The following is a 21,650-nucleotide window of genomic DNA, read 5'->3' as shown; positions in this document are numbered from 1 at the left end:
GCCCCGGCGCGGCGCGGGCGCGCCGGACAGCGCACGATAGGCGACGTGCAGCAGGTGATCGACCCGTCCATCGACAGCGCGCTGCCCGCGCACGTCGAACGAGTTCTCGCGGGCTACCTCGACGAACGCCACGCGGGCATGGCCGACATGGCGCCGTCGTTCGGCTCCGCGGTCGAGTCGCTGGCGCGGTTCGTGCTCGACGGCGGCAAGCGGCTGCGGCCGACGTTCGCCTGGTGGGCCTGGCGCGGCGCGGGTGGTGCGGCCGAAGGTCACCAGGCCGGTGCTGTCCTGCGCGCGGTGAGCGCGTTGGAGCTGATCCAGGCGTGCGCGCTGGTCCACGACGACCTGATGGACGCCTCCGCGATGCGCCGCGGCAAGCCGACGGTGCACGTCTCGTTCGCCGCGCGGCACCGCGAGCGGGGCTGGCTGGGCGAGCCGGAGCGGTTCGGCGCGGCGGCGGCGATCCTGCTCGGCGACCTGGCGCTGGCCTGGGCGGACGACATGTTCGTCAGCTCCGGGCTGGACCCGCACCGGCAGGCGGCGGCGCTGGTGCCGTGGCGGGCGATGCGGGCGGAGATGCTGGCCGGGCAGTACCTGGACGTCCTCACGCAGGCGACCGGCGACGAGTCCGCCGAGGCCGCGCTGAGCGTGGCGCGGATGAAGACCGCCGCGTACACCGTCGAGCGGCCGCTGCACATGGGTGCGGCGCTGGCGGGCGCGCCCGAGGCGACCGTGCGCGCGCTGCGCGCGTTCGGTGCCGACATCGGGGTGGCCTTCCAGCTCCGCGACGACCTGCTCGGCATGTTCGGCGACACCGACGTGACCGGCAAGCCCGCGGGTGACGACCTGCGGGAGGGCAAGCGGACGCTGCTGATGTCGGTCGGCCTGGCCCGGGCGGACGCGGCGGGCCGGACGGCGGACGCGGCCGTGCTGCGCGGCGCGCTGGGTGCCGACGACCTCGACGCCGCGACCGTCGAGCGGGCGCGGGAGCTGCTGACCGACCTGGGCGCGGTGGTCGACGTGGAGCGGCGCATCGGCGAGCTGACCACGACGGCGCTCGACGCGCTGGGCTCGGCCGAGCTGACCGACCCGGCCGTCCGAGTGCTGGTCGAGCTGGCGGACGCGGCGACCAGGAGGACCAGCTAACCATGCGCACGCTGCCTGGTCGGACCGACCACGTGGTGGTCGTCGGCGCTGGGCTGTCCGGCTTGTCGGCCGCGCTGCACCTGGCGGGAGCGGGCCGCGAGGTCACCGTGCTGGAGGCGGCGGCGCGACCCGGCGGTAGGGCGGGCCGCGACATGATGGCGGGTTACGGCATCGACACCGGGGCGAGCGTGCTCACCATGCCGGAGCTGATCGATGAGGCGCTGGCCGCGGTCGGCACGTCGCTGGCGCGTGAGGTGGAGCTCGTCGACCTGCACCCGGCCTACCGGGCGCACTTCGCCGACGGCAGCAGCATCTCCGTGCACACCGACGCGGGCGCGATGGAGGCCGAGGTGCGCCGGGTCGCGGGTCCGCGCGAGGCCGACGGCTACCGCAGGCTGCGGGCCTGGCTGACCGACCTCTACCAGGTGCAGCGCGACCGGTTCATCGGCGCCAACTTCGACTCCCCGCTCGACCTGGTCGGCCCGCGGCTCGCCCGGCTGGCGGCGCTCGGCGGGTTCGGCAGGCTCGGGCCCGGCGTGGCCCGGTTCCTCACTGACGACCGGCTGCGCAGGCTGTTCTCCTTCCAGTCCCTCTACGCGGGGGTGTCGCCGAGTCGCGCGCTCGGGGCCTACGCGGTGATCGCCTACATGGACACCGTGGCCGGGGTGTACTTCCCGCGCGGCGGCGTCGGCGCGGTGGCCGAGGCGATGGCCGCGGCGGGCACCCGGGCCGGGGTGCGCCTGCGGTACTCGACGGGCGCGGCGTGGCTGGAGCGGGTCGGCTCGCGGGTTCGGGCGGTGCGCACCTCGACCGGGGAGCGGATCGCGTGCGACGCGGTGGTGCTGACCGCCGACCTGGCCGCGAGCTACCGGCTGCTCGGCGTGGCCCCGCGCAGGCTGTTGCCGCTGCGCTACTCCCCCTCGGCTGTCGTGCTGCACACAGGCGTGACCAGGACGTGGCCGGAGTTGGGCCACCACACGATCTTCTTCGGCGCCGCCTGGGAGCGGACCTTCGACGAGATCATCCGCCAGGGCACGCTGATGCGGGACCCGTCGCTGCTGGTCACCCGGCCGACGGCGACCGATCCCGGGTTGGCGCCGCCCGACCGGCACCAGGTGTCGGTGCTGGCGCCGTGCCCGAACCTGCGCACCGGCCCGATCGACTGGCGGCGGGTCGGCCCGGCGTACCGGGACGAGCTGGTCGGTGTGCTCGAAGCGCGCGGCCTGACCGGGTTCGGCTCGTCGATCGAGGTGCAGCGGCTGGTCACGCCTGCCGACTGGGCGGCGGCCGGGCTCGCCGAGGGCACACCGTTCTCGCTGGCACACACCTTCGCCCAGACCGGCCCGTTCCGCCCGCGCAACCTGGTCGACGGCGTCGACAACGTGGCGTTGGCGGGCAGCGGCACGACCCCCGGGGTGGGCATCCCGCCGGTGGTGATCTCCGGGCGGCTGGCGGCGCAGCGCGTCGTCGGGCGGCTCTCGACCGACGGGCGAGCCCGCGGGTCGGGCGAATCCGTGAGCGGACTGTGAACAAACGCTCGGTACCTTCCGGTTCCCAGCCGGGATAATCTGCCCCGGTGGGGTCAGGGGCCATCTCGCCGTGCCCTGGCACCGAATTCTCAGTGGGCGACGGCAGGGAGCGGCAATGCGAGGGGCTCGACGGCGGGGACAGTGGTGTGGCCGGACACTGCCCGTGCTCGCGCTGCTGCTGACCGCCGCGTGCAGCACCGCCGCGTGCAGCAACGAGGTCGTCGGCAGCGCGGTGGGCGCCGACATCGCGCCGCCGACGGCGACCGAGACCGTCGCCCAGTCGCTGGTCGACTTCGGCGAGACGGGCGTGGTCCGCTACCAGGGCACGATGGTCTCGGCCGCGGACGACAAGGTCGTGTTCGACGTCGCCGCCGCGGCCACCGGCGAGGTCTTCGGCTCGCTCAGCCTCGACGGCAAGGCCGCCACGGTGCTGGTGGTCGACAAGACGATCTACCTCAAGGCCGCCGCCGACTTCTGGGCCGCGCTGTCGGGCGTCTCCGCGGGTGGGGGCCGGGGCACGGCGGTCGCCGACCGCTGGGTGAAGGTGCCCGGCGGGCTGATCGGAATCGAGGTCGGCGACGTGTTCGCGCCGGACGTCCTCAGCCGCGACCTCGCGCGCGGGCTGGAGAAGGCGGGCACGCGGCCACTGGCCGACGGTAAGCGGATGATGGTCGGGCAGACCTCGACAGTGCAGGTCAGCACCGAGGGCGGCACGGTGTTCCTCAACGAGCAGGCGCCCTACGGGGTGGTGCGGGTCGACCTCGACCGGGTCGGCTCGTCCGACGCGACCAGCGTCAGCCAGTTCGTCGCGCAGGTCAGCGACGGCTCGACCGAGATCGCGAAGTTCTACCAGGACGTGGCCGCGCAGGCGGGCCAGCTCACCGCGCCGGTCGACGTGCTCACCACGGTGCAGGAGGGCGGGCATGACTTCGCCGACTGCGGCGCCGCGAGCTGCGCGATCGTCGTGCAGTTCACCAACACCAGCAAGGTCGCGGTCACCGTGTCGGTGCGCGGCAACTGGCTGGGCGACAGCGCGCCGCTGGGCGCGTGCGAGGCGAAGGCCGGGCCGGTCGCGCCGGGACAGCCGGGCAGCGCCACCTGCGTGTTGGCCACCCCGCAGTGGGTCGAGTTCTTCCGGCGGGCCAACTCGGTGCCCGGCAACCACCCGTACAGCGTCGAGTGGTCCACCGTGGTGCTCGCCGACGCGCCCGACCTGACCAGGCTCACCGCGCGCGCCGCCGCCGCGCCCGCGGACCCGAAGGACCGCAAGACCGAGGGCAGCCACTACCTCTACGCGCTGGGCTACACCGACAACGACCGCAAGCAGCGGGTGTGGAAGTACGGCGTGGTCGCGGGCAAGTTCTGGCAGGACCACGCCGGGCAGCAGCTCCGCACCTGCCTGGCCACCACCGGGTCGGTGTGCCGGGTCGAGCTGGTGACCGCGACCGGCGACGCCGCCCCCGCGCACGGCCTGCTGCGCGCCATGGTGGAGACCTACCGCGGCGGCTCCGGGCAGTGTCCGTCCGGGCAGTGGGTGAGCTGTAAGCGCTGACACATCCCGCGAGGCCGGGGTGCGTGCGACGATGGCGCGCGCCATGCACGAGAACCCCGAGCTGCGCGCCGCCTACGCGGCGTGCCTGCGGATCAATGCCCGCCACGGGCGCACCTACTTCCTGGCGACCCGGCTGCTGCCGCCCGCGCGCAGGCCCGCCGTGCACGCGCTGTACGGCTTCGCGCGGCTGGCCGACGAGATCGTGGACAACCCCGGGCCGGACCCGGAGAGCGCGCTGGACGAGCTGGAGTTGGCGCTCAAGGACGCGCTCCGCGGCGGACCGGCCGCGCACCCCGTGCTCGCCGCGCTGGCCGACACGGTCGACCGGTACGCCATCGGGGCGGAGCTGTTCGACGCGTTCCTGCGGTCGATGCGGATGGACCTCACCGTCGCCGACTACGCCACCTTCGCCGACCTGGGCGAGTACACGCACGGCTCGGCCGGGGTGATCGGGCTGATGATGCTGCCGGTGCTCGGCACCGTCGGCCCGCGGGCGGGCGCCGAACCGTACGCGCGGGCGCTGGGCGAGGCGTTCCAGTTGACGAACTTCCTGCGCGACGTGGGCGAGGACCTCGACCGGGGCCGGGTGTACCTGCCCGTCGACCAGCTCGCCGCGTTCGGCGTCGATCGCGCGCGGCTCACCCACGCCCGCGCGACGGGCGCGCCGGATCCGGCCGTGCGGCGGGCCGTGGCGCACCTGGTCGCGCACGCGCGGTCGGTCTACCGCGCGGCCGAGCCCGGCATCGCGCTGCTCGACCCGGTGGCGCGGCCGTGCGTGGCCGCGGCGGCCACCCTCTACGGCGGCATCCTGGACGAGATCGCCGCCGCGGACTATTCCGTGCTGACCCGCCGGGCGGTGGTGTCCGGCGGGCGCAGGCTCGCGGTGGCCGTGCCGGGTGCGGCGCGGTGCCTGGTGGCGCGGCTCAGAGCGCGAGGGCCTGCGCGCGCCGCTTGACCTCGCGGCCCCGGTTGCCGCGCAGCGCGTCGATCGGCGTGCCGGGCAGCGAGTCGTCGGCGGTGAACAGCCAGCGGATCATCTCCTCCGGGCTGAAGCCGGAGTCGTTGAGCACGGTGATCGTGCCGGGCAGGCCCTTGACCACGGCGCCGGTCTCCTCGTCGAGGAAGTCGGCCGGGACCATGAGCACGCCCTTGCGGCGGACCGCGAGCAGGTGGTGGTCCCGCAGGGCCTGGTGGACGCGGGTGATGGGCTGGTGGAGGCGCTCCGCGACGTCGGGCAGCGGGAGCACCCGCACCGAGGGGTCGAGAACGTCGGCAGCGGCTGGGATGGAACTCACGGGGCACAACGATGCCACACGCGCACGACAACGGCAGCCGACTTCGCCGCGGCTCGGGCCTTTGGTCACAGAATCGCGGGCCCGGCCACAAGCAGGCGTGACGCTCCGTACGATCGACCATTGTGGAGGACAAGGGCCCGAGCCTGGTCGGTGCGCTGCTGGAACAGCGCTACCGCGTCGAAGCGCTGCTCGCGCGCGGCGGCATGTCGGCGGTGTACCGCGGGCTCGACACCCGGCTCGACCGCCCGGTCGCGATCAAGGTGATGGATTCCCGGTTCGCCGACGACCGCAGCTTCGTGGAGCGCTTCGAGCGCGAGGCCCGGTCCGCGGCGAAGATCCACCACCCGAACGTCGTCGCCGTGCACGACCAGGGCCTCGACGGCGAGCACGTGTACCTGGTCATGGAACTGGTCGCCGGCGGCACGCTGCGCGACCTGCTGACCCAGCGCGGCGCGCTGCCCGCGCCGCTGGCGCTGTCGATCATGGAGCCGGTGCTCGCGGCGCTGGCGGCCGCGCACGAGGCCGGGCTGATCCACCGCGACGTGAAGCCGGAGAACGTGCTGATCGGCCCGGGTGGCGTGGTCAAGGTGGCCGATTTCGGCCTGGTGCGGGCGTTGTCGAGCGTGGGCACGACCAAGAGCAGCATCATCCTGGGCACCGTCTCCTACCTCTCCCCCGAGCAGGTCACCACGGGCGCGGCCTCTACCCGCGGCGACGTCTACTCGGCGGGCATCGTGTTCTACGAGGCGCTGACCGGCGCCCCGCCATACCGCGGCGACAACGCGCTGTCGGTGGCGTATCGGCACGTCAACGACGATGTCCCGCCGCCGAGCGCGGCCGTGCCGGGCATCGCGCCGCTGCTGGACGACCTCGTCGTGCGCGCCACCCGGCGCGACCCGGCCGGCCGGCCGGTGGACGGCGCGGCGCTGCTGGCGGAGCTGCGCCAGGTGCGCACCGCGCTGTCGCTGCCCCGGATGCGGGTGCCGGTGCCCGAGGCCGCTGTGCTCGAAGCCGTGCCCGATGAGACGGTGCCCGACGAGACCGTGCCGGAGGACAGCGCGGACGAGCCGACCGAGACCTCGGTCGAGCCGGTGTCCGCCGAGGACGACCCGGAGGCGACCGTCAAGGTCCGCGTGGCCGACCTGCCCGCCCCGGCGCTCACCGCGGCGCCGCACTCGGCGACCATCGTGCGCCACGTGCCCGCCGGGTTCAGCGCGGTCGGTCCGCAGGGCACCCGGGCGATGCTGCGCTCCGACCTGGACCGGGTCGCCGACTCGGCCGCCATGCGGCAGCCGCCCACCGGGCCGCACCCGATCCAGCGGTACCCGTCGGGGCCGGTTCCGCCCCGCTACCCGCAGACCGGCCCGCAGCCCGAGCTGCCGCAGCGGCCGCCGCCGAACCGCAACCGCCGGATCGTGCTGTGGAGCCTGGTCGGGGTGCTGGTGGCGGCCCTGATCGGCACCACGACGTGGTGGTTCACCAGCGGGCGCTACACCGAGGTGCCCGGCGTGCAGGGCAAGGACGCGGCGAGCGCCGAGCAGGCGCTGCGGGCGGCGAACCTGAACCCCCGGGTCACCACGGTCCGGGACAACGACATCTCCGCGGGCGTGGTCATCCGCACCGAGCCCGCGCCGGGTGCCGAGGCGCTGCGCGGCGACGAGGTGCGGCTGATCGTGTCGGCGGGCAGGCCGGTGGTGCCGGACGTGCGCGCCGGGTCCACCGTCGCGCAGGCCGAGCAGGCGATCCGGGCTGCCGAGCTGCAACCGCAGCGCGACGACGGCAAGAACGTGTTCGACGAGAAGGTGGCCAAGGACCAGGTGGTCCGGCTGGAGCCCGCCGCGGGCACCGAGCTCGACATCGGCCAGCGGGTGATCGTCGTGCTGAGCAAGGGCCCCGCGCCCAAACCGATCCCCGACGTGCGCGGCAAGACCCGCGACGAGGCGTTCCAGACGCTGCAGCAGGCCGGGTTCGAGCCGTTCGACGGGCAGCCCGAGTTCGCGGGCGACATCGACGGCGGCAAGGTGATCCGCACCGACCCCGGCGCCAACACCAAGATCGACGCGGGCGGGCGCAAGCGCGTCTCGGTCGTGGTGTCCACCGCGGTCACCGTGCCGGACCTCAGCCGCAAGACGGTCCCGGAGGCGCAGGCGGAGCTGGCCCAGCTCGGCCTGCAGTTGGAGCTGCAGCCGTTCTCCAACCCGGGCGGGCGGATCTTCACCCAGGGGCCTGGGCCGGGCAGCCGGGTGGAGAAGAACTCCAAGGTGATCGTGTTCTCGTTCTGACCGTGTTCTCGTTCTGACCGTGTTCTCGTGCTGACTGTGTTCTCGTGCTGACTGTGACGAACTCGATCGGGTGATGTGGACCGCGCCGACCCAGTCGGGTAACTCCGCTGTCACGTCGGCGTGGTGTCGTAGAGCGATGTCCCACCGCACCCGTCTGAGCGGGCTCGACGTCGCCTTCCTCTGCCTGGACCGGGCCGCAACGCCGATGCACCTCGGCGCGGTCGCCCTGTTCCGACCGACCACGCCGGTCGACCCGGACGCCGTGGCCGCGCTGCTGGCCGAGCGGATCGCCGCCCAACCCCGGCTGCGCGCCCGGGCCCGGGCGACGCTGCTGCCGCCCGGCGGCGCCGAGTGGGTCGACACCCCCGATTTCGACCCGGCCGACCACATCCGCACCTACCGCCTGCCCGACGACGCCCTGCTGACGACCTACGCGTCGTCGTGGCTCGCACAGCCGCTCGACCTCGACCGGCCGCTGTGGGGCCTGCACGTGGTGGCGCTGCCGAGCGGCGACTTCGCGCTGCTGTTCAAACTGCACCACGCGCTCGCCGACGGCACCGGCGCGGTGGCGCTGGCGGCGGGCCTGTTCGACGGACTCGGCGCGCCCGCCGCGCCCCGGCCGGTGGCCCGGCCCGGCCTGCTCGACCAGCTCAGGCAGGGTGTCGAGGTGGCGGGCGCGGTGCTGCGGTCGGTCCGGCCGCCGTGGGCGGTGCCGCTGCCCACGACAACGTCCGCGCGCAGGCGGTTCGGCATGGTCCGGCTCGACGCGGACGACATCCGGCAGATCCGGCGCCGCCACGGCGGCACGATCAACGACGTGGTGCTGGCCGTGCTCGCGGGCGGCCTGCGCGACTGGATGACCTCAGTCGGACAGCAGCCCGACGACGGTGTGGCGATGCGGGCGCTGATCCCGGTGAGCGTGCGCGGCAGGCAGGCGGTCGGCGGCGGCAACCAGCTCTCCGGCTACCTCTGCGACCTGCCCGTCGGCGAGGTCGACCCGGTCGCCCGGCTGCGCCGGGTGCGGGCCGCAATGGACGCGAACAAGGAGGCGGGGCCGACCAGCGGGGCGGGCGCGCTGCCGCTGCTGGCCGACCGGGTGCCGCACCTGGCGCACCGGCTGGGCCTGCCGCTGCTGGCGTCGGGCGCGCCGCTGCTGTTCGACACCGTAGTCACCACCGTGCCGTTCCCGCGGGTGCCGCTGACCCTGGGCGGGGCGGCGCTGCGCGAGGTGTACCCGATCGTGCCGCTGGCGCCCGGGCACTGCGTCGCGGTGGCCGTCTCGCCCTACCTCGACAGTGTCCACATCGGACTCAACGCGGACGCCGACGCGCTGGATGTGCGGCGGCTGGCCGACGCGATGGTGAAGTCGGCCGCCACCCTGCACGAACTCTGCGCCTGACCCGTTCGGTCAGGAGCCCGGTCAGGAGCGGAGCATCTCCGCGACCAGGAACGCCAGCTCCAGCGACTGCTGGGTGTTCAGCCGCGGGTCGCACGCGGTCTCGTAGCGGCCGACGAGGTCGGCGTCGGAGATCTCCTGCGCGCCGCCGAGGCACTCGGTGACGTCCTCGCCGGTCAGCTCGACGTGGATGCCGCCCGGGTACGTGCCGAGCCTGCGGTGCACCTCGAAGAAGCCCTGCACCTCGTCCACGATGCGGTCGAAGTGCCGGGTCTTGTAGCCGTTGGACGACTCGTGGGTGTTGCCGTGCATCGGGTCGCACTGCCAGATGACCTGGTGGCCCGACGCGGTGACCTTCTCCACGATGGCGGGCAGCACGTCGCGCACCTTGCCGTTGCCCATCCGGCTGATCAGCGTCAGCCTGCCCGCCTCGCGCCGCGGGTCGAGCCGCTCGACGTACTCGACGGCCTGCTCGGGCGTGGTCGTCGGGCCGATCTTGAGCCCGATCGGGTTCGACAGCAGCTCGGCGAAGGCGATGTGCGCGCCGTCGAGCTGGCGGGTGCGCTCGCCGATCCACAGGAAGTGCGCGGACAGGTCGTAGAGCTTGGGCTCTTCGCCGGTCACGTCCATCCGCAGCATGGCGCGCTCGTAGTCGAGCAGCAGCGCCTCGTGGCTCGCGAACACCTCGACGGTGTGCAGCGAGCTGTCCTCGACGCCGCACGCCTGCATGAACCGCAGGCCCCGGTCGATCTCGGTGGCCAGCGCCTCGTAGCGCTCGCCCGCCCGCGAGGTCTTGACGAAGTCGCGGTTCCAGTCGTGGACCTTGGTCAGGTCGGCCATGCCCGCGCCGGTCAGCGCGCGCAGCAGGTTCATCGCCGCGCCCGCGTTGGCGTACGCGCGGATCATCCGCGACGGGTCGGGCACCCGGGCCTCTGGCGTGGCGATCAGCGAGTTGACGATGTCGCCCCGGTAGACCGGCAGGCCGAGCGCGTCGGTCTTGTTCGACCGCGGCTTGGCGTACTGGCCCGCGATGCGGCCGACCTTGACCACCGGCAGGCTGGCGCCGTAGGTGAGCACGATGGCCATCTGCAGCAGGGTGCGGATGTTGCCGCGGATGTGCGGTTCGGTGTTGTCAACGAAGGTCTCGGCGCAGTCGCCGCCCTGCAGCATGAACGCCTCGCCGCGGGCCACCTCGGCGAGCCGTCGGCTGAGCCGGTCGATCTCGGCGGGCACGGTGATCGGCGGCACGCTCTCCAGCAGCGTGCGCACCTGGCGCACCTGGTCGGCGTCGGGCCACTCGGGTTGCTGCGCGGCGGGTCGGGTGAGGGCGTCGTCGAGGCGGGCGCGCAACGCCGGGGGCAGCGGGGGAAGCTCGGGAAGCGTGTCCACCGGCACGTCCACGGTCCAGTTCACGGGTCAAGGGTAGGAGGTCGGGATTTCCGGGCGGACGCCGGGACGGCCGTCCCGGTTCGTGGACACCGGCGTGATCGAAGCCTGTCCTCATGTCGGTTGCGGAAGGCAAGATGCGCCCGTGACCCCGGGACTGGACGCCGAAACCGCCGACCGACTGCTGGCGACCGCCGTCGCCAACATCCAGCGCGACTACCCGGTGCACTGGATTCACCTGATCGAGTCGGCGGCGGACCTGGTGCCGCAGCGCGCGCGGCATCCCGTGTTCGCCGGATCGTTCGACTGGCACTCGTGCGTGCACCAGACCTGGCTTGCCGTGCGGCTGCTGCGGCTGTTCCCCGGCCTGCCGGGCGCGGACGCCGCGCGGGGAGTGCTGGACACGCTGGTCACGCGGGAGAACGCCGAGGTCGAGGCCACGTTCTTCGCCGGTCCGAACGGCGCGTTCTGGGAGCGGCCCTACGGCTGGGCGTGGCTGCTGCTGCTCGACGCCGAACTGCGCACGTGGCCCGATGGCGCCGCGTGGGCCACCGCACTGCGGCCCCTGGTCGACGCGGTGCGCGCGCACTGGCTGACGTGGCTCGCCGCCGCCCGCCTGCCGGTGCGCGTCGGCACGCACTCGAACACGGCGTTCGCCCTCGGCCTGGTGCTGGACGCGGCCCGCGCGGTCGGCGACACCGACCTGGCGGCGTCGTGCGAGTCGGCGGCCCGCCGGTTCTACCTGGCCGACGAGGGCTACGGCGGTTTCGAGCCCGACGCCGCCGACTTCCTCTCCCCCGCCCTGGTCGAGGCCGACCTCGTCCGCCGCGTGCTGCCCGCACCCGAGTTCGCCGCGTGGCTGGACGGCTTCCTCCCCGACCTGACGGCGCCTCGCTGGCACGTCCTGCGCACCCCGGTCCCGGTCGACGACCCGGCCGACCCGCACGGGTCGCACCTGGCGGGACTGGCGCTGGCGCGCACGTGGTGCTGGCGCGCGGTCGCGGACGCGCTGCCGCCCGGGCACCGGTATCGGGATCTCGCGCGGACGGCCGAGCGGGCCCACCACGAGGCGGGATGGCGCTACGTGTTCGGGTTCGGGTACGCGGCCGAGCACTGGCTGGGCACCTTCGCCGCGTATCTCGACGTCGGCGCCCTCACGTGAGTCAGATCGAGGGCCGGAGGTCCGCCCACGGGTGCGCGCGCTCGTACTGTCCCGACAGCGACAGCAGCAGCCGCTCGGAGTACGCCGGGCCGACGAGCTGGACGCCGATCGGCATGCCCACGTCGTCGTGGCCGACCGGGAGGGCGGCGACGGGGAGGCCGAGCACATTCCAGGTCGGGAAGTACGCGATGCTGCTGCCTAGACCCAGGTTGGTCGTCACCAGGCCGCGGCCGTGGTACCGCCCGATCCGGCTCGGCGTGCGGGTCCAGGTGGGCTGCAACAGCACGTCGTAGTCGGTGAAGAAGGTGGCCATGCGCTCCTGGAGCCCGGCCTCCGCGGCCCGCGCCCAGCGCAGCGCACTGTCGGGGACCCGGCGGCCCAGGGCGGCGATCTTGCGGGTGCGCGGCTCCAGCCACTCCGGGTGCGGCAGCGCCTTGACGTCGTCGGCGACGCCGCGCAGGTAGCGGAGCACGAACTGCGGGGTCGGCCGGGCCCCGAGCGCGGGGTCGGCCTCGGTGACCCGGTGGCCCAGGTCGCGCAACTTCTCGGCGGTGGCCGCGACCGCGCGCCGCCAGGTCGCGGCCCTCGACGGCCTGCCCGTCGGTGCGAGCCAGCCGAGCGCGATCCGCAGCGGCCCCGGGTCCGCGTCGACGGCAGCGCGATAGCTGCCGCCGTCCTCGGCGAGCACGTCGAGCATCGCCGCCGCGTCGGCAACGCGTCTGCCGAGCGGGCCGATGCCGGACAGCCCGTACCATTCCTCGGCGTACGGGGCGAGCGACACCAGGTCGCGGGTCGTCTTGAGGCCGAAGATCCCCGACGCGGCGGCGGGCATGCGCACCGACCCACCGCCGTCGGATCCCGTGGCCGCCCCGACGATGCCCGCCGCCACGGCCGCCGCCGACCCGCCGGACGAGCCCGCGGGCGTGTGGTCGAGGTGCCACGGGTTGCGGGTCACGCCGTAGGTCAGGCTTTCGGTGAACGGCCAGAGGCACCGCTCCGGGGTCAGCGTGTGGCCGACGAGCACCGCGCCCGCCGCGCGCAGCCGGGCGACGGCGGCGCAGTCGCGCTCGGCGGGCGGGAGCTGCGGCCTGCCGCCCTGGGCGGTGACGTCGCCCGCGACGTCCATGTCGTCCTTGATCGCGACCGGCACCCCGAGCAGCGGCGTGCGCTCCCCCGCGTCGAGCCTGCGCTGCGCGTCCTTCGCGGCCTCGCGCGCGGCGTCGGTGTAGAGGATGCGGAAGACGTTCAGCTTGGGGTTGAGCGCTTCCGCGCGCCGCAACACGGCGTCGAGCAGGTCGGGCGCGGTGACCTGACCATCGCGCAGCGCGCGCGCCTGGGCGTCCGCGCCTGCCCAGAGGAGTTCGTCAACTTCCATCGCGCGCGCACCGTGGCAGCTCAACCATGATGCCGACGCCGAACGTCAGCCGGACCACCCGGGTTCTCTGGGGCACACGACTGGTTGACGATTCGGCCACGCACCCACGACACCGGCAACCGCGACGCAACCGCCGACGCGCCGCCATCACCTGCCACCAGTCATCGTCTCCATCGCCAACTCAACCGCGCGTCGCGCCACCGGACACGGATCCGACCTCGTCGGATGATCCGAACCGAGAGTCACCACCACCGAGTAGTTCAACTGATCCGTCAACCCCACTGCCACCGCACATGAGCCGATCTCGCGCTGATCCACCCCACTGAAGATCACCGCAGGATGCCCGGCGATCTCGGGCAACGGCTCGAACAAGCCGATCTGACCGTCCCTGTCCTGCGAGTAGAGAGAATCAAGACCTTCAGTGTTTGGCAGTGCAAATGCGCCACCCAGGCCGATTTCCGTAATGTTGTCCTGCCAGTCACAGGTCGGACCCACCGGACCATTCAATCGTGCCTTTCCCGGCACACCGACCGACATCGACGCTAACTGCGGCTGACTCAACACCGAACATGGCGCGGCCTGAAACTTGGCACTGTCCAGCGGTTTCTTCACCCGAGGAGCGCCACCCGGCAGACGATCCCCACCGGACGACACCGACGTGCTCGGCCCCCCGGGTCCACCTCCAGCCTGACTCGTGGCCAACGCACCAGGCACCGGATGAGCCGATCCAGCGGTTGACGAACACGCCGCAAGTACAGCCACCACCACACTGGTGACCAGGACGCACCACGCACGCGTCACTCCAACTCTCCCTGCCTACGGCGAAACACTTCGGCGCGGTCCCCATCCGTCTGCTCGTACTGGGCGATCGTACGGTCGAGGCCCTTGCCAAACTTATCGACATATGCCTGTATGCCAGCCAAGCTGACCAGGTAGCGATGGCCGGATTCGTTTGCCGCACGCGCCTGCCCCTTGCTCGCAACTTCCGCGCCAGGGCCCTTCACCTGGGTCATCTGCGTGGCGTCCCGTCTCATCACTTCGATATCGTCGAAGATCGCTTGCCATTCGGCGCGGGTGGAGCGCAGTTCGTCGGGGGACATCTCGAACCGGCCGGTGCCGAGGCCACGTGCCATCTCGGTGGCTGCGGTGACCGCCTCGGACACACCCAGCTTGTCCCAGAAAGACTCCGGCCGGTCACCCTCTGGAACGCTCACTATCGTCTCCTCCCCACACCACCCGTCGCGGACTGCGCACCCACAGCCACGATCAGGCTATCGGCGAGAGGGGAACCAGTTCGCCGAACCTGCGACGTTCACCCGTTCGGCCGAGCAACCACCTGACGAGTCGACTACCGCCCCGCGCACACCGTCCACAGCAGCGCATCAAGTGCGCCACCACCGAACGTCAGCACCGGCCCACCGAAGTTCTTGGAGTCCCGCACCCCCACCAGCCCCGGCACCAAGGCAACCTCGACACAGTTGGCGTTGTCGCCGCTGCGGACGGACTTGCGCCAGGAATCCTCGGGGAACCCGATCTCCACACAGTTGGCGTTGTTGCCGCTGCGGCTGGCCTTGCGCCACACCATCGCGGGCAGATCGGCGGCCGTCACGGGCACCTCCGGCTAGGTCGTCTCGGTGATCACCTGCTTGATCAGCGCCACCGAGTCGTCCTCGTCGAGTACGTCCGCCCGGACGCTGTCGACCATGAGGCTATACCCGCGCACCTCGTTGCGGTCGTGCACGTACTCCGCCCCGTACAAGGACTCCACATAGACGAGTTGTCTGCCGCTGGCCAGCTCGATCAGGTTGAAATCACCAAAGGTCGCCGCCCGAATTCCCTTCGCTGTCGGCAAAATCTGGATCGTGACGTTGGACAGCTCGCTCAACTCGATGAGCCGCTCCAACTGCTCACGCATGAGTTCTCCGTCGCCAGCAACCCGGCGCAGAGCTGACTCCTCGATCACCGACTGCACTTTGAGCGGAACTGGCTCAGTGAGCCTGCGCTGCCGCTCCATACGCAATTCCACGACAAGCTCCTGCCGATCCAGCGGAACCCTGTGACTCAGACCGGTCAATGCCATGGCGTATGCCTCTGTTTGAAACAGCGCTGAGACCAGCAGCGGGTCGTAGGTGAACTCCCGCTCGGCCAAGCCTTCCAGGCCGAGGAAGATCGCGAAGTCCTCGGACACCACTTTGGACCATGGTTCCCACCAGGACGGCCCGTCGTCGGTCGCGGCGAGCGCCACCACGCGGTCCACTTCGGACTGTGGAGCGCGGTAGGCTTCCAACAACTCCTTGACCTCGTCGGCCTTCTGCCGGTAGCGGCCCGTCTCCATGTGCACGATCTTGCTGTGGTTCGTGCCGATCAGCGTCGCTGCCGCCGCCGTGGTCTTGCGGGCACGAAGCCTTCGGTCGCGCAGTTCGATGCCGACAAGCCAGCGCAGGGCGGCGGGATCTCCTCTGGTCATGCCGCAACTCTCTCGCGTCGACCACACGCACAGCAAGTAGTTCACCCGATCGAGGGCTGACGGCGTCGGCAATGAGACGCTAACTTGTTAGCCATCGACGTTTGGAGGACTTGTGGACAACATCATGGTCAGTGCGCCGAACATCCCGGCTCCGCCGTGGAGCGAGAGCGATCTGGCGGCCGTGCTCGAAGACATGAGCACCGCGTACGCGCCGCGCCTGTTCACCGTGTTCGAGATTGCGGCCGACCGCGAGGACGCGCGGATCCACGCCTGGGGCATGGACTTCGGCCCGGACGAGTCCTGCTGGTTCCACACCGCTGACGGCGGCGCGTCCGGCTCCATCTCCTCGCCGGAACGGCTGCTGCGCGCCCTGCGCAACCTCGGCGACTTCCGCCTGGTCCGCCACGACGCGGCCCGAGCCGATGAGTAGCCGAGCGCACGCCGGGGGTTGGGCGATCGACCGATGACCTCAGCCCAGCGAGCGGCCCACCGTGCGCACGCGCCCGGCCATCGCCTGGACACCCGCCGGTGCCGCCACGATCCACCGGTCGGCGGGTCCGCGAGTGTCCACATAGGTCATCCAGCGGCCGGACTCGGTGTCCAGATAGGTCAGTGCCAGTGCCCGGCATCGACGGGAACCAGCCTCGCGGCCCGCCGCGTACACCTGCCCGCCGCCGTATCGCGGTTGCTCCACCAGCCTGCGCAACTCCTTGGCGGGGATGGCCGACTTCGGTTGACGAAACGTGCCGAACCCGTCTTTCGGAGTGGGTGGCCGCAGCCGGAACTCGGACTCCGGCGCTGTGATCGAGTGCCCCCGGGCGGGCGGAAACTCGGGCAGCCGGGCGATGAGCGCCTCGGGCAGCGCATCAGCGTGGGCCGGGGCGATGAGCACATCGCGGTCCTCGTGCACCAACAGCACGCCGGCACGACCGGTGGACGCGGCAAGCAAAGCGAAGTTCGAGTCCGCGCGCGCGACCCAGCCGTAGAACTCGACCTTGGGTCGGGCCACCACGGCGAGCGCGTCGTGGAAGTCCGACGCCAGGCGACCGTCCCGGTCCAGCGCGCCGATCCGCGACAGCTCCGCCCGGGCGCGGCGGTCCGCCGCGTGCTCGTCGGCCTCGTCCAGCCACACCTGCGCACCGCTCAGTACAGGATGCGGCTCGCCCAGATTCTCCCGCCGGATGACGCGGACCAGCGCGTCCCGGGACAGCCGGAACTCCCTGCGCAACACCTGTTACAGCCCGATGACCGGCGGCGCGGTGATCTCGTCCGTGCCGAACAACTCGTCCGGGTCGTGCTCCCGAAGGTACGTTGCCCGCTCGTACTCGGAGTCCTCGCCACCTCGGGCTCCAGTACCGCCACCCATGCCGCCCATGCCGGCGGCCCCACCAGAGCGACCCGCCGCGCCGCTCGCGCCCCGCTGCCCGGCGGGCTCCCCGGACACCGGACCCGCACCAGACCGGGGACCCGCATGGGCGTCCGCACCGCCACCCCCGGCGACCCCACCCGGCACGCCACGACCAACCCCGGCGCCCGGCCCACCAGCCCCGCCGTGCCCACCACCGAATCGACCGCCCTGGGCACCCGATCCGCCTGCACCCGGCGCGAGAACCGCGCCGACGCCACCCGAAAACCCGCCGCTACCACCAGAACCAGCGGACGCACCTGCAAGTCCCGACCCGACCGGAACCGGACTCCCACCGGTCGGCGGCTGAAACCCGGACGCCTCCGTCGACTGACCCGGCGGCACCAGCGCGCCACCGCCCGCACCCGTGGACGGGCCACCGGGCTGCCCTGGTGCCTGCACGAACTGAGCGGGCGTCGGACCGCCACCACCGCCGTCGGAGGTGCCGGGCTGCGACGGCCCGCCCCGGCCGCCGTCGCCATCGGACGGCTCGGGCACCTTGATCGCGACCTCGCCGAACGCGGGCGGAACCTCGCCGTACTCGCGCGGCATCCCGACCGCGTTCGCGTTGCTGTCGCCCGCATAGGCGGTATACACCCGAAAGTTGTGCTCAGCGGCGGAGTTGTACTGGTTGACCGCGTCCTCGGTGTCGGTGTCCCACGGCGTGACCACGTCCATGAACCCGGTCACCGGCGGCGCCTCCGCGACCGGCACGACCGCCCGCTTCACCGTGTCGAACGAATCGCTCTGGTTGAACAGCACATTCTGCGCCCGGTCCAACTCGGCGCCACTGCGGTCGAACGCCGTCACCAGCGGACCAGCCGCCTGATGGGCGGCGGCGGACGCATCGCCCACCCACGCCGCCTCCATCCGCTGCCGCAACGCCTCAACCCGCACCGCGAGCGCCTTGTGGTTGGCCGCCAACGTCAACGCCACGTCATGGGCACCCGCCAACGACGACGTGCCCGGACCACTGTGCACCCTGTCGTAGATGTCCTTCGCCGACATCCCCGCCATCACGCACCCCCCGTCATGGTCGCCATCGCCAACTCGGCCGCCCTGCGCGCCACCGGACACGGATCCGACCTCGTCGGATGCTGAAAGCCGAGCGTCACCGCCACCGAATACGTCAACTCATCCGTCAGCCCCACCGCAACCGAGCAAGTACCTCCTCCACGACCGTCCCGCAGACCGTAGACCACCGCAGGGTGCCCCTCGATCTCCGGCAACGGCTCGAACAACTGAAGAAAGCCTTTCCCCTCCTGCGCGTACAGCGTGTCCAGCCCCTGCGGATTCTTGATCACGAACGCACCCCCCACACCGATGTGAGTGGTGTTGTCATCCCAGTCGCAGACCGGCCCGGACGGCCCCCTCGACCGCGCCTTCCCCGGCCCCCCCACCGACATCGACGCCAACTGCGCCGGAGTCAACACCGAACACGGCTCGGCCTGAAACGGCGCACTGTCCAACGGCTTTCGCACCCGAGGCGCACCACCCGGCAACCGATCTCCCGCGGACGCCGACGTGCTCAACCCACCACTCGCCGTGGTCGACCCGCCCCCACCCGGCACCGGAACCGCGGTCCCCGGCGTAGCCGAACACCCCGCAAGCGCCAGCAAAACCACCGCACTGGTCAGAACCCAACTCACACCCCTCACCCCAACTCTCCGTGCCTGCGACCGAACACCTCGGCTCGCCCCGCATCCGTCCGCTCATACTCCGCAATCACCCGATCCAAGCCCGCAACATACGACCCGACGTAGTTCTGCATCGCCTCCAGGTCGGCCTGATAACGCAAACCGGACTGATTCGCCGCCGCCGCCTGCCCCTCGCTCGCCGCCTCCGCGCCCGGCCCCTGCACCTGGCTCAACGGTTCGGCGTCGCGTTTCATCACGTCGAGGTCCTCGGCGACGGCCTGCCAGTCGGCGCGGACGGAGCGGAGTTCGTCCGGGGACATCTCGAACCGGCCAGTGCCCAGACCTCGCGCCGCATCGGTGGCACTCGCGATCGCCTCGGACACGCCCAGCATGTCCCACAACGACCTCGACCCACCCTGCCCACCCGCAGGAACGCTCATCGTGTTCTCCCCATGCACGCCAAACAGTCGCGGACCGCACCCACACGGTCACCACGAGGCTATCGGCGAGGGCGAAGCCAGATCAGCGAACCCACCGCATTCACCCGTTCAGACGAGGCTATCCAAAGAAGATCTCCGCCTCGGCGTAGCGCTCCAGCGGCACCGTCTTCAACTCGGCGGTCGCCTCGGCGAGTTTCACCCGAACAATGTCGGTGCCGCGCAGCGCGACCATGACGCCGAAGTCGCCGTCGGCCACCGCGTCCACCGCGTGCAGACCGAACCGGGTGGCCAGGACTCGGTCATACGCCGTCGGGGTGCCGCCGCGCTGGGTGTGGCCGAGGACGACCGCGCGGGACTCCTCGCCGGTCTTGGTCGCGATCTCCTCGGCGAGCCAGGTGCCCACCCCGCCGAGCCGAACGTGCCCGAAGGCGTCCTTCTCGCCGCTGGCCAGCAACTCCGCGCCGCCCTCGGGCAACGCGCCCTCGGCGACGACGATGATCGGCGCGTACTGCCGCTCGAACCGGCGCCGCACCCACTCGATGACCTTGTCGACGCTGAACGGGCGCTCGGGCACCAGGATCACGTTCGCGCCGCCCGCGAGGCCCGCGTGCAGCGCGATCCACCCCGCGTGCCTGCCCATGACCTCGACGACGAGCGCGCGGTGGTGCGACTCGGCGGTGGTGCGCAGGCGGTCGATCGACTCGGTGGCGATGTGCACGGCGGTGTCGAAGCCGAAGGTGTAGTCGGTGGCGTTGAGGTCGTTGTCGATCGTCTTCGGCACGCCCACGACGCCCACACCATCGTCGGTGAGGCGCTTGGCGACGCCGAGGGTGTCCTCGCCGCCGATCGCGATCAACGCGTCGACGCCGTGCTCGGCCAGCACGGACTTGATCTTCTCCAGGCCGCCCTCGACCTGGTACGGGTTGGTGCGGGACGAGCCGAGGATGGTGCCGCCGCGGGTGAGGATGTCCTCGACGTCGTCTAGGCCGATCGGTTTGACCTTGCCTTCGAGCGGGCCCTGCCAGCCGTTGCGGAAGCCGAGGACGTCCCAGCCGTGTCCCTCGACGCCCTTGCGGACCACGGCCCGGATGACCGCGTTCAGACCTGGACAGTCACCACCGCCGGTGAGTACGCCGACCCGCATGAGAACCGACCCTCCAACACGTAGCGACAGTGATCGGCATCACCGTCTGCCGGTGTCAGCCTGCCGGCAGCTGAATCGGTATAGCAAGGCGGGTCGCCGCGAATTCACCTCGCCGCCTGCGGTCAGGCGGGTCGACTGAGCCGCCTGCGCCATTCCGCGTCGATGACCCGCCAGCGGAGCAGGTTGTGTCGGGCGTCGGCGAGGGCGTCGTGGGCGTCGTCCGGCGGGGCGGGCAGGGCGGGTTTGCCCGCGTCCTCCCAGCGCTGCCGCAGCTCCCGGGTGAACCGCGGGATCTCCCTGGGCAGCGCGGGCATCGACCCCCAGAGCTGGCCGAGCGCCACGTGGTCGTAGGCGGCGAACCAGGCCCACAACTCGATCTTGTCCTTGGGCCGCGGCTGCACCAGGAAATCCAGCAGCCGCCTACGCATCTCGGCGCGGTCGCACCACGACTTGTCGGCGGGCGGCGGGAGCTTGTCGAGGACGTGGTCGCGCACCCACGGGCCCGCCTTGGCCGGGTCGAACTCGGTGGACACCGCGTAGAACTCGCGGCCGTTCTCGTCGACGACACCGATCGACACCAGGTCGATGGTGAGCCCGTCCTCGATGAACTCGGTGTCGTAGAAGAAACGCACCGAGCAAGCCTAGTCAGCCCGCCTCGGTCTCCGGGATGCGGTCGACCTCGCGCGCGGTGCGCTGCTGCTGCTCGGGCAGCGTCGCGGGCCTGCCCGCCTCCTCCGCGGCCTGCAACTCCTTGGCCTTCGCCGCGTAGATGTCGACGTACTCCTGGCCCGTCAGCTCCATGAGCGCGTACATGACCTCGTCGGTGATCGACCGCTCGACGAACCGGTCGCCCTGCAGGCCCCGGTAGCGGGAGAAGTCCAGCGGCTTGCCGACCTTGATCCGAATCGGGTACGGCTTCCACATCTTCGACCCGATCGGGTTGGCCTTGTCGGTGCCGAACATGGCGATCGGGATCACCGGCACCCCCGCCTCCAGCGCGATCCGCGCGATGCCGGTCTTGCCCTTGTAGAGCCGACCGTCCGGCGAGCGGGTGCCCTCGGGGTAGATGCCCATCAGGTTGCCCTCGCGCAGCAGCCGCACGCCCGTGTCGAGGGCGGCCTGCGCGGACGAGCCGCCGGAGCGGTCGATCGGGATCTGGCCGACCCCGGTGAAGAACCACTTCTTGAGCTTGCCCTTGATCCCCGGGGCGGTGAAGTACTCGATCTTCGCCGGGAAGGTGACCCGGCGGTCGACCTTCAGCGGCAGGAAGAACGAGTCGGACACCGCGAGGTGGTTGCTCGCGAGCAGCGCGCCGCCCTCGTCGGGAATGTTCTCGGCGCCCTCGATCCGCGGCCGGAAGAACAGGTGCAGCAGCGGCCCGAGCAAGACCCGCTTCATCAACCAGTACAACACTCGACCAGCGCTCCCGTTCTC

General features: G+C 71.9%; 22 protein-coding genes. 8 read left to right on the top strand and 14 right to left on the bottom strand.

What is annotated here, in order from left to right; genetic code table 11:
- Positions 1-45 precede the first annotated feature (45 nt).
- From ACT4N7_RS08830 to ACT4N7_RS08815, 4 genes are all read left to right on the top strand, one after another.
- Positions 46-1,146, top strand: a complete 1,101-nt coding sequence (locus ACT4N7_RS08830; protein WP_444828125.1) for a polyprenyl synthetase family protein — start codon at positions 46-48, stop codon at positions 1,144-1,146.
- A gap of 2 nt (positions 1,147-1,148) precedes the next feature.
- Positions 1,149-2,675 (top strand): phytoene desaturase family protein, encoded by a 1,527-nt coding sequence (gene crtI / locus ACT4N7_RS08825; protein WP_444828124.1) that lies wholly within the window; start codon positions 1,149-1,151, stop codon positions 2,673-2,675.
- A 115-nt stretch (positions 2,676-2,790) separates the two neighbouring features.
- A complete protein-coding gene (locus ACT4N7_RS08820; RefSeq protein WP_444828123.1) occupies positions 2,791-4,227 on the top strand; it encodes a hypothetical protein in 1,437 nt (478 codons plus the stop codon).
- 31 nt (positions 4,228-4,258) lie between these two features.
- The gene (locus tag ACT4N7_RS08815; RefSeq protein WP_444828122.1) at positions 4,259-5,182 is read left to right on the top strand and encodes a phytoene/squalene synthase family protein; all 924 of its coding nucleotides are present in this window, start codon (positions 4,259-4,261) and stop codon (positions 5,180-5,182) included.
- On the opposite strand, the gene ACT4N7_RS08810 is transcribed toward ACT4N7_RS08815, so the two are convergent.
- Complete coding sequence (locus tag ACT4N7_RS08810; protein WP_444828121.1) at positions 5,151-5,522, bottom strand: Rv2175c family DNA-binding protein; 372 nt, start codon at positions 5,520-5,522, stop codon at positions 5,151-5,153. The two genes, ACT4N7_RS08815 and ACT4N7_RS08810, sit on opposite strands and share 32 nt — an antisense overlap.
- A gap of 122 nt (positions 5,523-5,644) precedes the next feature.
- On the opposite strand from ACT4N7_RS08810, the gene ACT4N7_RS08805 reads away from it, so the two are divergent.
- On the top strand, positions 5,645-7,804 hold the full coding sequence (locus tag ACT4N7_RS08805; protein WP_444828120.1) for a protein kinase domain-containing protein: 2,160 nt from the start codon (positions 5,645-5,647) through the stop codon (positions 7,802-7,804).
- A gap of 136 nt (positions 7,805-7,940) precedes the next feature.
- The gene (locus tag ACT4N7_RS08800; RefSeq protein WP_444828119.1) at positions 7,941-9,203 is read left to right on the top strand and encodes a wax ester/triacylglycerol synthase domain-containing protein; all 1,263 of its coding nucleotides are present in this window, start codon (positions 7,941-7,943) and stop codon (positions 9,201-9,203) included.
- A gap of 21 nt (positions 9,204-9,224) precedes the next feature.
- On the opposite strand, the gene ACT4N7_RS08795 is transcribed toward ACT4N7_RS08800, so the two are convergent.
- Entirely contained in the window at positions 9,225-10,613 is a 1,389-nt protein-coding gene (locus tag ACT4N7_RS08795) for a class II 3-deoxy-7-phosphoheptulonate synthase (protein WP_444828118.1), read from the bottom strand.
- Positions 10,614-10,731: 118 nt separating this feature from the next.
- On the opposite strand from ACT4N7_RS08795, the gene ACT4N7_RS08790 reads away from it, so the two are divergent.
- Positions 10,732-11,748 carry a DUF2891 domain-containing protein gene (locus ACT4N7_RS08790; RefSeq protein WP_444828117.1) on the top strand — a complete coding sequence of 339 codons (1,017 nt, stop codon included), beginning with the start codon at positions 10,732-10,734 and terminating at the stop codon, positions 11,746-11,748.
- A 1-nt stretch (position 11,749) separates the two neighbouring features.
- Here the strand turns inward: ACT4N7_RS08790 and ACT4N7_RS08785 are convergent, their stop codons facing one another.
- The 5 genes from ACT4N7_RS08785 to ACT4N7_RS08765 all read right to left on the bottom strand — a co-directional run bounded on the left by ACT4N7_RS08785 (position 11,750) and on the right by ACT4N7_RS08765 (position 15,590).
- Positions 11,750-13,123 (bottom strand): amidase, encoded by a 1,374-nt coding sequence (locus tag ACT4N7_RS08785; RefSeq protein ID WP_444828116.1) that lies wholly within the window; start codon positions 13,121-13,123, stop codon positions 11,750-11,752.
- 147 nt (positions 13,124-13,270) lie between these two features.
- Positions 13,271-13,885, bottom strand: coding sequence for a DUF3558 domain-containing protein (locus ACT4N7_RS08780; protein WP_444828216.1), 615 nt, complete (start codon positions 13,883-13,885; stop codon positions 13,271-13,273).
- Between the two features lie 35 nt (positions 13,886-13,920).
- Positions 13,921-14,337 carry a PE domain-containing protein gene (locus tag ACT4N7_RS08775; protein WP_444828115.1) on the bottom strand — a complete coding sequence of 139 codons (417 nt, stop codon included), beginning with the start codon at positions 14,335-14,337 and terminating at the stop codon, positions 13,921-13,923.
- A gap of 134 nt (positions 14,338-14,471) precedes the next feature.
- Entirely contained in the window at positions 14,472-14,732 is a 261-nt protein-coding gene (locus ACT4N7_RS08770; RefSeq protein WP_444828114.1) for a DUF397 domain-containing protein, read from the bottom strand.
- Positions 14,733-14,744: 12 nt separating this feature from the next.
- Positions 14,745-15,590, bottom strand: a complete 846-nt coding sequence (locus ACT4N7_RS08765; protein ID WP_444828113.1) for a helix-turn-helix domain-containing protein — start codon at positions 15,588-15,590, stop codon at positions 14,745-14,747.
- Between the two features lie 112 nt (positions 15,591-15,702).
- Between ACT4N7_RS08765 and ACT4N7_RS08760 the strand changes: the two genes are divergently transcribed.
- On the top strand, positions 15,703-16,020 hold the full coding sequence (locus ACT4N7_RS08760) for a hypothetical protein (RefSeq protein ID WP_444828112.1): 318 nt from the start codon (positions 15,703-15,705) through the stop codon (positions 16,018-16,020).
- A 39-nt stretch (positions 16,021-16,059) separates the two neighbouring features.
- Here the strand turns inward: ACT4N7_RS08760 and ACT4N7_RS08755 are convergent, their stop codons facing one another.
- From ACT4N7_RS08755 to ACT4N7_RS08725, 7 genes are all read right to left on the bottom strand, one after another.
- The gene (locus ACT4N7_RS08755; protein WP_444828111.1) at positions 16,060-16,821 is read right to left on the bottom strand and encodes an ESX secretion-associated protein EspG; all 762 of its coding nucleotides are present in this window, start codon (positions 16,819-16,821) and stop codon (positions 16,060-16,062) included.
- Between the two features lie 3 nt (positions 16,822-16,824).
- The gene (locus ACT4N7_RS08750) at positions 16,825-18,012 is read right to left on the bottom strand and encodes a hypothetical protein (protein WP_444828110.1); all 1,188 of its coding nucleotides are present in this window, start codon (positions 18,010-18,012) and stop codon (positions 16,825-16,827) included.
- Complete coding sequence (locus ACT4N7_RS08745; RefSeq protein ID WP_444828215.1) at positions 18,012-18,566, bottom strand: DUF3558 domain-containing protein; 555 nt, start codon at positions 18,564-18,566, stop codon at positions 18,012-18,014. Before ACT4N7_RS08745 ends, ACT4N7_RS08750 begins: the two co-directional genes overlap by 1 nt.
- Positions 18,567-18,649: 83 nt before the next feature.
- A complete protein-coding gene (locus tag ACT4N7_RS08740; RefSeq protein ID WP_444828109.1) occupies positions 18,650-19,072 on the bottom strand; it encodes a PE domain-containing protein in 423 nt (140 codons plus the stop codon).
- 118 nt (positions 19,073-19,190) lie between these two features.
- A complete protein-coding gene (locus tag ACT4N7_RS08735) occupies positions 19,191-20,216 on the bottom strand; it encodes a 6-phosphofructokinase (RefSeq protein ID WP_444828108.1) in 1,026 nt (341 codons plus the stop codon).
- Between the two features lie 122 nt (positions 20,217-20,338).
- A complete protein-coding gene (locus ACT4N7_RS08730; RefSeq protein WP_444828107.1) occupies positions 20,339-20,848 on the bottom strand; it encodes a polyadenylate-specific 3'-exoribonuclease AS in 510 nt (169 codons plus the stop codon).
- Positions 20,849-20,861: 13 nt separating this feature from the next.
- Positions 20,862-21,629, bottom strand: coding sequence for a lysophospholipid acyltransferase family protein (locus ACT4N7_RS08725; RefSeq protein WP_444828106.1), 768 nt, complete (start codon positions 21,627-21,629; stop codon positions 20,862-20,864).
- Positions 21,630-21,650: the final 21 nt, after the last annotated feature.

The sequence above is a fragment of the Actinokineospora sp. genome (assembly GCF_052390155.1).
Taxonomy (GTDB): domain Bacteria; phylum Actinomycetota; class Actinomycetes; order Mycobacteriales; family Pseudonocardiaceae; genus Actinokineospora.
This window is presented reverse-complemented; position numbering and strand designations above follow the sequence as displayed.

Excerpts from the sequence above, each read along its gene's own strand:
- crtI (WP_444828124.1), top strand. The coding sequence starts at position 1,149 with ATGCGCACGCTGCCTGGTCGGACCGACCACGTGGTGGTCGTCGGCGCT.
- ACT4N7_RS08820 (WP_444828123.1), top strand. The coding sequence starts at position 2,791 with ATGCGAGGGGCTCGACGGCGGGGACAGTGGTGTGGCCGGACACTGCCC.
- ACT4N7_RS08815 (WP_444828122.1), top strand. The coding sequence starts at position 4,259 with ATGGCGCGCGCCATGCACGAGAACCCCGAGCTGCGCGCCGCCTACGCG.
- ACT4N7_RS08800 (WP_444828119.1), top strand. The coding sequence starts at position 7,941 with ATGTCCCACCGCACCCGTCTGAGCGGGCTCGACGTCGCCTTCCTCTGC.
- ACT4N7_RS08785 (WP_444828116.1), bottom strand. The coding sequence starts at position 13,123 with ATGGAAGTTGACGAACTCCTCTGGGCAGGCGCGGACGCCCAGGCGCGC.
- ACT4N7_RS08765 (WP_444828113.1), bottom strand. The coding sequence starts at position 15,590 with ATGACCAGAGGAGATCCCGCCGCCCTGCGCTGGCTTGTCGGCATCGAA.
- ACT4N7_RS08750 (WP_444828110.1), bottom strand. The coding sequence starts at position 18,012 with ATGGCGGGGATGTCGGCGAAGGACATCTACGACAGGGTGCACAGTGGT.
- ACT4N7_RS08740 (WP_444828109.1), bottom strand. The coding sequence starts at position 19,072 with ATGAGCGTTCCTGCGGGTGGGCAGGGTGGGTCGAGGTCGTTGTGGGAC.
- ACT4N7_RS08735 (WP_444828108.1), bottom strand. The coding sequence starts at position 20,216 with ATGCGGGTCGGCGTACTCACCGGCGGTGGTGACTGTCCAGGTCTGAAC.